The 13,046-nt window shown below is 38.1% G+C and carries 14 protein-coding genes; 9 read left to right on the top strand and 5 right to left on the bottom strand.

The window, feature by feature from the left end:
• The first annotated feature begins 10 nt into the window (after nt 1-10).
• From SAUT_RS10230 to SAUT_RS10260, 7 genes are all read left to right on the top strand, one after another.
• On the top strand, nt 11-1,693 hold the full coding sequence (locus SAUT_RS10230) for a glycoside hydrolase family 3 N-terminal domain-containing protein (protein WP_013327814.1): 1,683 nt from the start codon (nt 11-13) through the stop codon (nt 1,691-1,693).
• On the top strand, nt 1,686-3,155 hold the full coding sequence (locus SAUT_RS10235; RefSeq protein WP_013327815.1) for a sodium:solute symporter: 1,470 nt from the start codon (nt 1,686-1,688) through the stop codon (nt 3,153-3,155). The genes SAUT_RS10230 and SAUT_RS10235 overlap by 8 nt, the downstream gene beginning before the upstream one ends.
• Nucleotides 3,156-3,512, top strand: coding sequence for a DUF167 domain-containing protein (locus SAUT_RS10240; protein ID WP_013327816.1), 357 nt, complete (start codon nt 3,156-3,158; stop codon nt 3,510-3,512).
• Nucleotides 3,512-4,600 carry an anhydro-N-acetylmuramic acid kinase gene (locus SAUT_RS10245; RefSeq protein ID WP_013327817.1) on the top strand — a complete coding sequence of 363 codons (1,089 nt, stop codon included), beginning with the start codon at nt 3,512-3,514 and terminating at the stop codon, nt 4,598-4,600. Before SAUT_RS10240 ends, SAUT_RS10245 begins: the two co-directional genes overlap by 1 nt.
• Nucleotides 4,587-5,534, top strand: a complete 948-nt coding sequence (locus SAUT_RS10250; RefSeq protein WP_013327818.1) for an aminoglycoside phosphotransferase family protein — start codon at nt 4,587-4,589, stop codon at nt 5,532-5,534. The genes SAUT_RS10245 and SAUT_RS10250 overlap by 14 nt, the downstream gene beginning before the upstream one ends.
• A gap of 67 nt (nt 5,535-5,601) precedes the next feature.
• Complete coding sequence (murU, locus tag SAUT_RS10255; RefSeq protein WP_013327819.1) at nt 5,602-6,258, top strand: N-acetylmuramate alpha-1-phosphate uridylyltransferase MurU; 657 nt, start codon at nt 5,602-5,604, stop codon at nt 6,256-6,258.
• Complete coding sequence (locus SAUT_RS10260) at nt 6,248-7,228, top strand: lytic murein transglycosylase (protein WP_013327820.1); 981 nt, start codon at nt 6,248-6,250, stop codon at nt 7,226-7,228. The genes murU and SAUT_RS10260 overlap by 11 nt, the downstream gene beginning before the upstream one ends.
• A gap of 17 nt (nt 7,229-7,245) precedes the next feature.
• Here SAUT_RS10260 and SAUT_RS10265 read toward each other — a convergent pair whose 3' ends face one another.
• Genes SAUT_RS10265 through SAUT_RS10275 form a run of 3 tightly spaced genes read right to left on the bottom strand, consistent with a single transcriptional unit; the run spans nt 7,246 to nt 9,856 of the window.
• Nucleotides 7,246-7,731: a GAF domain-containing protein gene (locus SAUT_RS10265; RefSeq protein WP_013327821.1), complete on the bottom strand. Its 486-nt coding sequence runs from the start codon at nt 7,729-7,731 to the stop codon at nt 7,246-7,248.
• 1 nt (nt 7,732) lies between these two features.
• Nucleotides 7,733-8,242 (bottom strand): GAF domain-containing protein, encoded by a 510-nt coding sequence (locus tag SAUT_RS10270; protein WP_013327822.1) that lies wholly within the window; start codon nt 8,240-8,242, stop codon nt 7,733-7,735.
• Nucleotides 8,243-8,299: 57 nt separating this feature from the next.
• Nucleotides 8,300-9,856 (bottom strand): Na+/H+ antiporter, encoded by a 1,557-nt coding sequence (locus SAUT_RS10275; RefSeq protein ID WP_013327823.1) that lies wholly within the window; start codon nt 9,854-9,856, stop codon nt 8,300-8,302.
• Nucleotides 9,857-9,928: 72 nt separating this feature from the next.
• Between SAUT_RS10275 and arsC the strand changes: the two genes are divergently transcribed.
• Complete coding sequence (arsC, locus tag SAUT_RS10280) at nt 9,929-10,285, top strand: arsenate reductase (glutaredoxin) (protein ID WP_013327824.1); 357 nt, start codon at nt 9,929-9,931, stop codon at nt 10,283-10,285.
• Here the strand turns inward: arsC and SAUT_RS10285 are convergent.
• Together SAUT_RS10285 and SAUT_RS10290 are read right to left on the bottom strand one after the other, a co-directional pair.
• A complete protein-coding gene (locus SAUT_RS10285) occupies nt 10,274-10,711 on the bottom strand; it encodes a deoxycytidylate deaminase (RefSeq protein WP_013327825.1) in 438 nt (145 codons plus the stop codon). The two genes, arsC and SAUT_RS10285, sit on opposite strands and share 12 nt — an antisense overlap.
• A 3-nt stretch (nt 10,712-10,714) precedes the next feature.
• On the bottom strand, nt 10,715-11,551 hold the full coding sequence (locus tag SAUT_RS10290; protein ID WP_013327826.1) for a peptidylprolyl isomerase: 837 nt from the start codon (nt 11,549-11,551) through the stop codon (nt 10,715-10,717).
• Between the two features lie 96 nt (nt 11,552-11,647).
• Between SAUT_RS10290 and gltX the strand changes: the two genes are divergently transcribed.
• On the top strand, nt 11,648-13,039 hold the full coding sequence (gltX, locus tag SAUT_RS10295; RefSeq protein WP_013327827.1) for a glutamate--tRNA ligase: 1,392 nt from the start codon (nt 11,648-11,650) through the stop codon (nt 13,037-13,039).
• Nucleotides 13,040-13,046 lie beyond the last annotated feature (7 nt).

Raw genomic sequence — 13,046 nt, forward strand, 5'->3', positions numbered from 1 at the left:
ATTACTTATAATGAAAATATTTTTGCTTTTATTAACCCTTTTTACAGCACTCATTGCCGCGCAGCCTACAGACACACAACTCAAAAAAATGATAGGCCGCATGCTGATTGTTGGTTTTGATGAAAGTTATATAGAGCCACAATCACAAATAGTGAGTGACATTCAGCAGTATGATTTGGGCGGTGTCATTCTGTTTGACAAATTCTATACAGACAGACAAAGAGCAAAAAATATACTCTCTCCCTATCAGTTAAAAAAGCTGACACAACATTTAAAATATTTTTCAAAAAAACCGCTTTTTATTGCTGTGGATCAAGAGGGAGGAAAGGTAGCCAGACTCAAGCCCAAATACGGATTTATAAAAATTCCCTCTGCCTATGCCGTCTCATGCATGCCTTTACAAAAAGCTGAAAAAATTTACGACACACAGGCACAAATACTTGAAGACGCAGGTATAAATATGAACTTTGCTCCCGTTGTGGATTTGAGCATTAACCCAAATAACAAAGTCATAGTAGCTCTTGAGCGTTCATATGGCAGTGACCCTAAAGAGGTCGTAAAATACGCACAGACAATGATAGATGTACAAACAAAGCACAATGTCATCTCTGTTTTAAAACATTTTCCCGGACACGGCTCATCTGTCGGTGACTCACATAAAGGCTTTGTGGACATTACACATACCTGGCAGGAAAAAGAGTTAGAGCCGTACAAGCTGTTCATAAATACAGGGAAAGCTGACACTATTATGACAGCACATGTTTTCAACGCCCACTTGGATGACAAATATCCTGCAACACTCTCTTACAAAACAAACACAAAACTTTTACGCAATACCCTGCATTTTAAAGGTGTAATCATCAGTGATGATATGCAGATGAAAGCCATCTCGGCAAATTATTCGCTCAAAGATGCCGTGACCTTAGCCATCAACAGCGGTGTAGACATCTTGCTTTTTGGCAATCAGCTCGCACACAACTCTACAAAAGAGATAGTAGAAACCATTTTCAAACAGGTCAAAAACAAAAAAATTCCACTAGAGCGTATAAAAGAGTCCAATGCACGTATAGCAAACTTACATGTAAAGAATGCCATCATCCAAAAACCCATAGTATTTGGTGACAAACGCAAAGAGATGACACGTGCATACATCCAAAAGCATTACGGCTTACATGTAAAGAACATTACTATAAAACCCAAAGTAATCGTACTGCACTGGACTGCAGTTATGGATTTAACTAACAGTTTTAACAGACTCTACCCCCAAAAACTGCTTACCGACAGAAAAGACATAGCAAAAGCCTCTGCTTTAAATGTTTCGGCACATTATTTGGTTGACCGTGACGGAACGATTTACCAACTGATGCCCGATAATGTTATGGCACGTCATGTCATCGGCTTAAATTATTCAAGTATCGGCATTGAAAATGTCGGCGGAGAAGCAAACAAAAAAGAAGATTTAACACCTGCTCAGGTACGCTCAAACATAGCGCTTGTAAAGTATCTCAAGCAAAAATACCCAAATATCAGCTACCTCATCGGTCATTATGAATACACAAAGATGCAAAACAATCCGCTTTGGCTCGAACGCGATGCCGGGTATAGAACAAAAAAAGCAGACCCGGGTGAAGAGTTTATGCAAAAAGTCAGACATGGGGTAAAAAACTTACACCTCAAGGGTGCGAATGAGTAACGGTTTTTCCTCTTTGGACTGGTTCGTTTTTGCGGCCTATTTTTTGGTACTTGCCATTAGTTCTTACCTCTTTTCTCAATTTAAAGTCAAATCTGCAAGGGATTATTTTGTCAGTTCCAACACTATGCCTATGCTCGCTGTTGCCGTCTCCATCGTTGCAACCTCTCAGTCAGCCGCTACGTTTTTGGGTGTTCCAGAATTTACTTATGTGCATGATTTTACTTTTATTGGTTTTTACATATCTGCTCTTTTGGCCGTTGTCTTTATATCCGTAGTGTTTGTGCCGAAATTTTACAAATACAAGGTCGTAACGGTTTACGAACTTTTACAAACACGCTATGGTGAGAGTGCAAAAAAGCAGGCAGGGTTAATGTTCTTGCTCGGACGAATCATGGCAAGCGGGGCAAGACTCTACATCGGCGCACTTGCTGTGAGCATGATACTTTTTTTAGACATCAGCTTTATGCATATGCTTGTCTCCATCATACTTTTAATACTGGGAGCTTTGGCCTATACTTATTTTGGGGGCATAAAGTCCATCATCTTCAGTGACGTTATTCAGGCAGCCACATATGTCGGTGCTGGAATTTTAGTCTTTTGGTATTTGTATGTTTCGCTTCATAATGTTGATATTTTACAAGTTCTACAAACCCACAATAAGTTACATGCAATAGACACTTCTCTTGATGGAAAGTTCAGTATTTTGGCACTTTTTAGCGGCTGGCTGCTTTTAAATATAGCGGCTTTCGGACTGGATCAGGATATGACACAGCGCGTACTCAGCTGCAAAAACAAAAATGATGCCGCAAAGTCACTCATACTTTCCATAATTTTTACCATTCCCATCGTTTTACTTTTTTTAGGCATCGGGGCGCTTCTATTTGTACATTACCAAACAAGTCAGGTCACACAGAACTTTCAAGGTGAAAGCATTACTATTTTTATGTACTACATTTTAAATGAGATGCCCTCAGGGCTCAGAGGTCTTGTCACAGTCGGAGCCATCGCCGCTGCACTCTCAAGTACAAACTCTGTTTTAGGTGCTATGGCTTCTGTCACGGTGGAAGATTTGTACAGACCATGGAAAATGCAAAAAAATCCGAATACTGATGAGGCACACTTTCTAAAAGCCTCACGAAATGCCGTACTCTTGTTCGCCGTCATTCTCGCGCTCATGGCCATCATAAGTTACTTTTGGCAAAGAGAGAGCGAGCTTTCACTTGTAAGTTTTGCGCTGGGTGTCATGACCTTTGCTTATACCGGACTTCTAGGTGTATTTTTCTCGGCGGTTTTTACATCACGCGGGAGTACTAAAGCAGTTCCTTTTGCCTTAATCGGCGGATTTATAAGCGTTTTAGCTCTACAGCCCTACACTTTCGGTATTCATATAGGTTTTGCATGGCAGATGGTTTTAGGAACGGCTGTTTCTTTTTTGATTATGCAGAGAGACAAAGGAGATTAGATGGCAAAAAAAAGAAAAAATCAAGAAGATAAAATAGAAAAAGAACAAAGACTCCAAGAGCATAAAGAGAAAAACAGATGGTTTTGGTGGGAAGATGATGTATTGGTTTTTAACATATTGGGAAAACCCTCCGCGAAAATCACGAAAATCGGCAAACCTTTTGGAAATCAGCTTAAAATTTCTGTAGCGTGCGCCCCGGTAAACGGTAAAGCAACCGATCATCTTGTCAAATTTTTAGCCCATGAGTTTGATGTAAAAATAAAAGATATTGAAGTAGTATTTGGCAGAATGAATGTTAACAAACAACTTAGAGTTACAAGACCAAACAAGCTTCCATCTGTTTTTAAAGCAAAATAATGAAAGAATTGTATATAGGAGTAATGAGCGGGACGAGTCTTGACGGGATAGACATCGCTTTGTGTGAAATCGGCGACACGACATGCAGACTCCTTAGTGCTCATGAGTATCCGTTTCCACAAGTATTAAAAGAAGAGATTTTAGCACTTATATCCTCAAGCGTGTCACTCAAACAAATCGGTGAATGTGACATGAAACTTGGAATGCTTTTTACGGAGTGTATCAATGATTTTATACAAAAAAACGCTTTACATGTAAAGGATATAACAGCCATTGGTCTGCACGGACAAACACTCTGGCATGCACCGGATTCTGCTTACCCTTTTTCCATGCAGCTTGGTAACGCCAACATTGTTGCAGCCAAAACAGGCATATCGACTGTGGCTGATTTTCGAGGTATGGACATCGCTCACGGCGGTCAAGGTGCGCCTTTTGCACCAGCATTTCACAAATTTTTGTTTGCAGACACGAAGCAAAAAATGGCACTTGTAAACATCGGCGGTATGGCAAACATCTCTTTGCTTTTTGGAAAACTTCAAGGCTGGGATGTCGGCTGTGGCAATGTTTTAATGGATTTATGGATACAAAAAACACAAGCTAAAGAGTATGATAAAGAGGGAGCTTTTGCAAAGAGCGCGCAAACAGATAAAAGCCTGCTTGCAAAAATGCTTATGGATGTCTACTTTCAAAAGCAGCCGCCAAAAAGCACAGGCAGAGAGTATTTCAATGAAGCATGGCTCACACAAAAACTGCAAGGTTTTGAGCATTTAAGCGATGCACAGGTGCAAAGAACACTTTTAGAACTTACCGCACAAACTATTGCAAATGATGTCAACAACACGCACTCATCACAGCTCATAGTCTGCGGCGGCGGAGCAAAAAACAGCTTTTTAATGCAGCGGCTCGCTAAGCTCTGTCATGCCGAAGTAAGTCCAAGTGATACACTAGGCATTAACAGTGATTTTTTGGAGGCGATGGCTTTTGCCTGGTTTGCAAAAAAACGCATACACAAAGAACCTCTAAAACTCCGCAACGTCACGGGAGCAAAAAAAGATTCTATCGCAGGAGCCGTATATGCAGCAGATTAAAGCGTGGCTCAAACAAACGCCTTTTAAAGATTATGCCATAAGCATTGCCTCCGCCGATGCAAGTTTTAGAAAATATTACAGACTCAAAAAAGAGAACAAAAGTGTTATACTCATGGATGCCTCTTTGGAAAAAAGTTCTTTAGCCCCTTTTGTTGACATAACACAGAGACTGTTACATGTAAACGTCAAAGCACCTAATATTCTTACACGGAACCTTTCACTCGGGTATTTGATTTTACAAGATTTTGGAAATACAAATCTGCTTGATATTTTAAATCAAAAAAATTTTAAAGAGCTGTATGAAAAAGCCATAGATGAAATACTCAAAATGCAAAAAGCAGATGCAAAAAACCTGCCTCTGTATGACAAAAAATTTCTCCATGCAGAGATGGATTTGATGCAGGAGTGGTTTTTGGAGAAAAAACTAGGCTTACATGTAACCAAAGAAGCAAAAGAGCTTCTCTCTTCCACGCTTGAGGCAATATCTGAAGTTGTTTTATCACAGCCGCAAAATATTTTTGTACATCGTGATTTTCACTCTCGTAATATTATGCTCACACCGCAAAACAAACTGGGTATTATTGATTATCAAGATGCTATGAGCGGGGCACTGACCTATGATTTGGTTTCACTGTTAAAAGACTGCTATATTGCTTTTGAGAGAGAGGATATAGAAGAATTGGTACTTTTGTTTGCTCAAAAAAAGGGCTTACATGTAAAAGATGAAGAGTTTTTAAAGTGGTTTGATTTTATGGGGCTACAGCGGCATATAAAGGTGCTTGGTATTTTTTCACGTCTGTATCTGCGAGACGGCAAGGAAGGGTACTTAAAAGATATTCCTCTCACATTGCGTTATGTTATTGAGACTGCTTCGCGGTATAATGAGACGAAAGAGTTTGCGGAGTTTTTACGACAACTCAAGCCCAAGTTTTAACCTGGGCTTGAGTTGCTTGAAAACCTAAAAGGCAAGCTTGCATTAATATATTTAAGGACAGAACACTATGAATGCTATGATACTTGCAGCGGGACGGGGTGAGCGTATGCGTCCTCTTACCGATTCACTGCCAAAACCCTTGTTACCTGTAAAGGGTAAAACACTTATAGAGTGGCATATAGAAAAACTTGCAAAGAACGGTTTTGAAGAGATTATTATCAATATAGCCCATTTGGGTTACAAAATAGAGGAGTATGTAAAAGACGGCTCACAATGGGGTGTGAAAATTTACTACTCTGATGAACAAGGTACAGGAGCATTAGAGAGTGCGGGAGGCATCAAAAAAGCTCTGCCACTTTTGGGCGACGAGCCTTTTTTGGTTGTTAACGGCGATATATTCTGCGATTATGAATTTAATCCCGACTTTGAGCTTCAAGGAAAGCTTGCCCATTTGATTTTGGTACCGAATCCTCCTCATAACCCAAAGGGTGATTTTGGGCTGAAAAACGGACATGTTACAAATAAAGATGATGACATGTACACCTTTTCGGGCATAGGCTATTATCATCCGAATTTTTTTAAAGATGTTGCGTTACAAAAAAGCTCACTCACCCCGATATTACGAGATTTTATAGACAAAAAGTTCGTCAGTGGCGAAGTGTTTAATAAAATGTGGCACGATATAGGCACACCAAAAAGGCTTCAAGAGATAAATGAAAACTAAACTACTCATAACGTTACTGCTCTTTTCTACATCACTTTTTGCAAAATATGACAACTGCACCTTTCAAAACAAACATTATGAAGATATATGCAAAAAAGTCGTAAATCACGGTGTCAGTTATGAGTATGCCAATAAATTTCTGCTCTCTTACTTTAAAACACAAAAGTATGATGAAATCAGCTGGAAATACCTACAGCCTTCAAAAATAAAATACCATAAAGAGAAAGAGAAACAGGCGAACAATGTACTTGTAAGCTATGTTCCAAAAATGGTAAAAAATTTGAAACAATATAAAGATGTATATGATTACGCTGAAAAGAAATACGGTGTTAACCGTGAAATAATTGCCGCAATTTTGCTCAAAGAGACAAAACTCGGAAAAATAAAGCCTACACATGATGCTTTCATTGTCTTTAATACTATTGTAATGAGAACAAAACCTAATTCACGTAGAGAAAAATGGCTCTTAAAAATGGGAAAAACAAATATGGCGTCTATCATTGAGCACTGCTACAAACAAGGTGTGAAACCTGAGCAATGCAATTTACCAAGTTCTTATGCCGGAGCTATCGGCATCCCGCAGTTTATGCCAAACAGTTTTATTTATACAGATTCATACAAAGGGAAAGTCGCAGATTTAACAAAAATGGAAGACGCTATTCTCTCTGCTGCAAGGTTCTTACATGTAAAGGCAAAGTTTGACACACTCATAAAGTGGGAAAAAATGCCTAATATCCCTCTTGTAGAGGAACAATGGTATGCTTATGCCTACAAATACGAAAATGCCTCTTTTTGCTACAAAAAGAGTACAAAAGGCAAAAAACGCTACAAATGCTTTACAAAAGGCAAAAAAAATCTGCAGTACATGAAAAAATATGTAGAAAAAATAATGCGTTATAATAATTCCTCAAATTATGCCGTCGGCGTCATTCGTCTTGCTGATGACGCGCATAAACTCCTCAAAAAGTAACTAAAATATTTTAGTCTTCAGGCTTTGGAACTTATAAGTGCAAGTTCCAAACTTCCGCTAACATAATTGGCAAAAAAAGTAAGTGTTTCTAAATCTTCTTCATCAAAGTCTGTTTCTTTATTTAAAAGTTGTATAACGCCCATAACTTCTCGCTTAGAGTTAAATATAGGTACGGTTATCATATTTTGAGTTATATAACCGCTTTTTTTGTCAATATTTGGCAAAAATCTTTCATCTTCATAAGGATTATTTACCACCTGAGCTGCTTTACTTGTATAGGTTGCGCCGACTACACCTGCATCAAGAGCAACAACTATTTTACCTATACCGTCGCTGAGTGTCGTCCAAAGCATTTCATCATCATTATCTACTATAAATATAGAGCATCTTTGTGCCCCGACAAGTTCTTTTGCCTCATCTGCAATCAATTCAATTGTATTATTCATGTCATCCATAGACATCAGTTTTTTACCAAATTCGGCAATTTTATTGAATTTTTTCATCCTAGTCTACTCGCTTGTCTTGGTCTATATAAGTATGCAATAGTTCTAAAAATCCACTCACATAATGTGCAAAAAATATCATAAATCTTACATCTTCTTCATCAAATCCCTCTTCTTTGTTGAGTAGTTCCAGCACGCCGATAATCTCTCTTTTTGAGCTAAATATAGGCGCTGTAATAATATTTTTGGTTATATAGCCTGTTGCAGAGTCAATTTCAGGTAAAAATTCAGGGTGTTTGTAGGCATCATTTGTCATCACGGGTTTTTTTGCTTTGAGCGTGTAACCGACTAAGCCTTTGTCTGAAGGAAGCGTAATTTTATCGACGCCGTCAGCAATGGTTGTCCACATTTCATTTGCATTCTCATCATAAATAAATATAGAACACCTCTCTGCACCTATCACATCTTTGACATACTTCGATATCAGAGGCAGACCGTCTTCAATGGATCTTTTCGTTAATAATTCTCTTGCAAACTCTGCAAGTTTTAATTTTTTATTTTTATATTGCATAACTAAAACCTTTTTATGACTTATTACAGACAATTATAGTGTAAAATTTTAACAAACCTAAGGGTGTAAATGCAAAATCTCTTTATTTATTGTATTTATAAGCTGTTCTCCAGCCTGTGAAGAGATAATTCCATGTTTCATAGAGTCCTGAATAGAATCTTTCTCTTTAAGAAGCAGTCTTTTAAAAGAGGTTTTAAACTCATAATCTTTTACATTTGGATCATGCGCAATTTTTTCAATAATCTCTTTTGCTTTGGCTATATCTTTAGAATAATGTTCAGACAAAATTTTATATATATGCCCAGATATAAGCGCCTCTTTATACATAACTTCAAGCTCTTGTGAAGCCCCGTTTATTGCTATAAGTTTGCCTTTTTCAATTTCGTAGGTATCAAGGTTTTTATCTCTGCCGCCTACATGTAAAAAGTCTAAAAGCTTCCCGATTGAGAGTCCCTGCACTATCAGTGAAAAACCGACAACACCAAAAGTCATTACCAAAATTATATCCCGATACTCATACTCTTTTGGAATTGCAAGGGCAAGAGCCATGGCCAAGGCACCTCTGACACCTCCCCATATAAAGACTGCCTGCCATTTAAAGCTAATTTTTTTATCAACCTGATTTATAAATTGTGTTAAAACCGTTACTGATATTGTTCTTCCTATCAAGACAGCAATAATTGCTATAAGAATGTAGTGTATGTTTGTAAATATATTTGTAATACCGACCTCCAGGCCGATAATAAAAAAAACGATAGAATTAATAATAAAAGCAATATAAGCCCAAAAGTCCTTAACCGAAACTCTTGTTGTAGGACTCATCCCTATTTTTGTCCCGTAATTTCCGACCATAAGTCCGGCAACTATGACGGCAATAACCCCTGATACATCAAAATACTCTGCAACTATATAAGTAAGATATGTGACGATTGTTGTGAGTGTTATTTCAATCAAATGGTCATCCACAAGTGCCGTAATTCTTGAAAAAGTAAGCCCGAGTATCGCACCGGTAACAGCTCCGCCAAAAGCAACTATAACAAACTCTTTAAGCCCGTGTATCAAACTAAAATCACTGTGTGTTGTAATGGCAGCCAAAACAATTCCATAAACTACAACTGAGACACCGTCATTAAAAAGACTCTCTCCCTCAATAATTGATGAAAGTCTCACAGGAACGCCAAGCTGCTTAAAAATAGCCAGCACTGATATAGGATCTGTTGAAGAGATAACCGCACCAAAAAGTAAACAGGCAATAAGAGGCATGGTTGTATCTATATGAAAAAATGAGAAAGAGCTGTGAAGCAGAAATCCGGTACTAAGAACCGCTATAATCACTCCAAAAACAGCATAAATCAAAATAGGCTTGATATTTTCTTTTAATTCATGTGCATTGAGATTAAATGCTGCTTCAAAAAGTAGCGGTGGCAGCAAAACATTGAAAATCAGCTCAGGCGTGAGCCGTATATCCGGAAATATATCAAAAAAACTTAAAAGTATGCCGGCAAAAATCAATGCTATGGTATAAGGCAGTTTACTATAATAGCGTACACCCATAGCAACAGATATAATAACCATCAAAAGCAGAATTATCTCAGTTTCTATTGGAGATTCCATACATTTTAACCTTTAAAATTGGACTTTTGTTACTATTATAGTGTAAAATTCTGGGAAAAAAAAGGTGACGGTATGAGTAAAATCACTATATTGCATAATCCAAGATGTTCTAAATCCCGTGAGGCATTAAAAATACTTGAAGACAACGGTATAACCGCAGATGTCGTCAAATATCTTGAGGAGCATCCAAGTGCAGCGCAGCTTAAAAACATTGTAAAAATGCTCGGCATCAAAAGCGCAAGAGAGATGATGCGCACAAAAGAAGATATTTATAAAGAACTTGATTTAAAAAATGAACATGATGAAGAAAAGCTCATTGAAGCAATGGCAGAACATCCAAAACTTATAGAACGCCCCATCATTATAAAAGGTGACAAAGCGATTATTGCAAGACCGCCGCAAAAAGCAGAGGAGTTTTTAAAGGTTTAGTTTTTCTATACTTACGCCGTTGTCTTTTAAAAATTTTGAGACAATGTCAGAGTGTGTATGCTCATACTCTTTGGCATACACTATGCGTTTAATCCCACTGGCTATAAGGTTTTTACTACATTCGCTGCAAGGCTCCAAGGTGACATAAATTGTCGCATCTTCGATGGAAATTCCCTTTCTCGCCGCCCAGATAATAGCATTCATCTCTGCATGAATTTCGTATGTTTTACTCCATTCGTGATGTTCTTTTGTGTACTCGTCATTCCAATGGTCACAGCAGTTCGTATAGCCTGCAGGCGTTCCGTTATAGCCTGTGCTTAAAATACGTCCGTCTTTAACTATAACAGCACCGACCTGTTTTGAAACACATTTGGATGCCGAAGCTATTTCTGAGGCTATATTTATAAAATTTTTATCGTCGAGCATAATTTATTTTGGCAGTCTGATTATATTTATGTCTGCATTATCACGAAGTCTTGCAAAATAATCACTGAGCACTGCTTCACGTTTGTCTGCCATAATTGCATTCATTATTTGCGGCTTCAAGCTTTTTAAGTCGGTCTCTTTTGATTTTGCAACAGACTTAATATAAAAACTCATAAACCCGCCTTTACCATCAGATAAAATCGGCGTAAAATGATCTTGCGGTGTTTTTTGCAGTATGTTTGCTAATTTTGGTGAAATCTTATTGTAAAAAAGCACTTGTTCCTGCGTTGAAATATCCGGTGCATAAAACATTGGATTGTCTGTTTTCTCTTTTAATCTGCTTTTATCTTTTGCTGAGTAAATAATGACAGAAAAAGATTCCGGGTGGTTAAATTTGTCTGTGTGCAGTTTGTAATACTCTTTTATTTCTTCATCGTTTGGCTCTGAGAGTGAAGACATCGCAATAGCAGCATAAAGTTTTTGACTTAAAAGTTTTTGTTTTATTTTCTCTTTAAACTCTTCAGAGTTCAGTCCGTTTTGCTCTCTTATGGCATCATAAAGCTGACTGATTGTCAACCCGTTTGCTTCTGCCATTTTCTTAATGTCATCATACACTTCTGCACTTGAGACCGAAATGTTTCTTTTGGCAATTTCAAGCTCTTCAAGTTTTTTACGAATCAAAATATCAGAAGCTTTCTTTGCATCCAAATGCTCTGCCTGCATCTCTTTTTGAATATCAAGCAGAGTAATAGCTTTATCTTCTACAACAACAGCCACACCGTCATATACATCGGCATTTACGAAAGCAAAAAGCATAAGTACTAAAAGTAATTTAACCATAAAAATCCATTTTATTAATTTTTAAAAGGTATTTTACCAGCCTTTAACCAACAATTGCCTAAAATTGCAAGAAACTTCTTATATAAAGGCATAATCATGGTTATTACACGTTTTGCTCCAAGTCCTACAGGATACTTACACATCGGCGGTTTACGCACTGCTCTTTTTTCTTACCTTTGGGCGAAAAGAAACAATGGTAAATTTGTTCTTCGCATAGAAGATACCGATAAAGCAAGAAACTCCGAAGAAGCAACAGAGGCGATTTTAAATGCTTTTAAGTGGCTCGGGCTTGAGGCTGACGGAGAGATCACCTACCAAAGTAAACGTGAAAATATCTACAAAAAATATATACAACAGCTGCTTGATGAAGGCAAAGCCTACAAATGCTATATGAGCAAAGAAGAGCTTGATGCACTGCGCGAAACACAGATGGCAAATAAAGAACGCACAAAATATGATGGAAAATATCGTGATTTTTGTGGTACTGTGCCGGAAGGTATTGAGCCGGTTATACGCATCAAGGCACCCCTAAGCGGTGAAATTATAGTCCATGACGGCGTCAAAGGAGACATCTCTTTTCAAGCAGAAGATATTTTGGATGATTTTGTCATCGCCAGAGCTGACGGGAGCCCTACTTATAACTTTGTCGTAGCCGTTGATGATGCCTTAATGGGCATCAATGAAGTCATTCGAGGAGATGATCACCTCTCAAACACGCCAAAACAGATAGTCGTCTATGAAGCGCTTGGATTTGAAATACCAAAATTTTACCATGTGCCTATGATTCACAATGCTCAGGGCAAAAAACTCTCAAAACGTGACGGTGCGACGGATGTTATGGCATACAAAGAGATGGGTTACCTGCCTCAAGCCCTTTTAAACTTTCTCGTACGTCTTGGTTGGAGTCACGGCGATCAAGAAATTTTTTCTATGGATGAGATGAAAGAACTTTTTGATCCAAAAGATATCAATAAATCAGCTTCCATTTACAACACAGAAAAGCTCGACTGGCTCAATGCCCATTACATCAAAAACACATCAAATGAAGAGCTTGTTGAACTGCTTACTGATTTCGGCGTAGTGCTGAGTTCACATGATAAAAAAGAGATTTTACTAGATGCCCTTAAAGAGAGAGCAAAAACATTAAAAGAGCTGGCAGAGCTTACAAATGAGGTCGTTACCACACCTAAATCATATGATGAAAAAGCATCCAAAAAAGCTTTTAAAGGCAATGCCGTAGAAGTTCTTGAAGTGTTTGCAAACAGATTGGCTGAAGCACAGGAACTGCATCTTCCGGTTGACTATCATCACATAATGGAAAAAGTTGTCCAGGAGATGGAAATAGGCTTCGGAAAAATTGGCCAGCCTCTTCGTGTTGCACTTCTTGGTAAACTCAGCGGACCGGGACTTGATGTCGTTATGGCAGTCCTCGGACGTGATGAAACACTTTCTCGTATTGCAAACGCTGTACTTGCTCACGCCAACTAATTAAAGC

Source organism: Sulfurimonas autotrophica DSM 16294, assembly GCF_000147355.1.
Taxonomy (GTDB): Bacteria; Campylobacterota; Campylobacteria; order Campylobacterales; family Sulfurimonadaceae; genus Sulfurimonas; species Sulfurimonas autotrophica.

Bases quoted from the DNA above. Each gene is read 5' to 3' on its own strand.
- SAUT_RS10230 (WP_013327814.1), top strand. From the start codon at position 11: ATGAAAATATTTTTGCTTTTATTAACCCTTTTTACAGCACTCATTGCC.
- SAUT_RS10235 (WP_013327815.1), top strand. From the start codon at position 1,686: ATGAGTAACGGTTTTTCCTCTTTGGACTGGTTCGTTTTTGCGGCCTAT.
- SAUT_RS10240 (WP_013327816.1), top strand. From the start codon at position 3,156: ATGGCAAAAAAAAGAAAAAATCAAGAAGATAAAATAGAAAAAGAACAA.
- SAUT_RS10245 (WP_013327817.1), top strand. From the start codon at position 3,512: ATGAAAGAATTGTATATAGGAGTAATGAGCGGGACGAGTCTTGACGGG.
- SAUT_RS10250 (WP_013327818.1), top strand. From the start codon at position 4,587: ATGCAGCAGATTAAAGCGTGGCTCAAACAAACGCCTTTTAAAGATTAT.
- murU (WP_013327819.1), top strand. From the start codon at position 5,602: ATGAATGCTATGATACTTGCAGCGGGACGGGGTGAGCGTATGCGTCCT.
- SAUT_RS10260 (WP_013327820.1), top strand. From the start codon at position 6,248: ATGAAAACTAAACTACTCATAACGTTACTGCTCTTTTCTACATCACTT.
- SAUT_RS10265 (WP_013327821.1), bottom strand. From the start codon at position 7,731: ATGAAAAAATTCAATAAAATTGCCGAATTTGGTAAAAAACTGATGTCT.
- SAUT_RS10270 (WP_013327822.1), bottom strand. From the start codon at position 8,242: ATGCAATATAAAAATAAAAAATTAAAACTTGCAGAGTTTGCAAGAGAA.
- SAUT_RS10275 (WP_013327823.1), bottom strand. From the start codon at position 9,856: ATGGAATCTCCAATAGAAACTGAGATAATTCTGCTTTTGATGGTTATT.
- arsC (WP_013327824.1), top strand. From the start codon at position 9,929: ATGAGTAAAATCACTATATTGCATAATCCAAGATGTTCTAAATCCCGT.
- SAUT_RS10285 (WP_013327825.1), bottom strand. From the start codon at position 10,711: ATGCTCGACGATAAAAATTTTATAAATATAGCCTCAGAAATAGCTTCG.
- SAUT_RS10290 (WP_013327826.1), bottom strand. From the start codon at position 11,551: ATGGTTAAATTACTTTTAGTACTTATGCTTTTTGCTTTCGTAAATGCC.
- gltX (WP_013327827.1), top strand. From the start codon at position 11,648: ATGGTTATTACACGTTTTGCTCCAAGTCCTACAGGATACTTACACATC.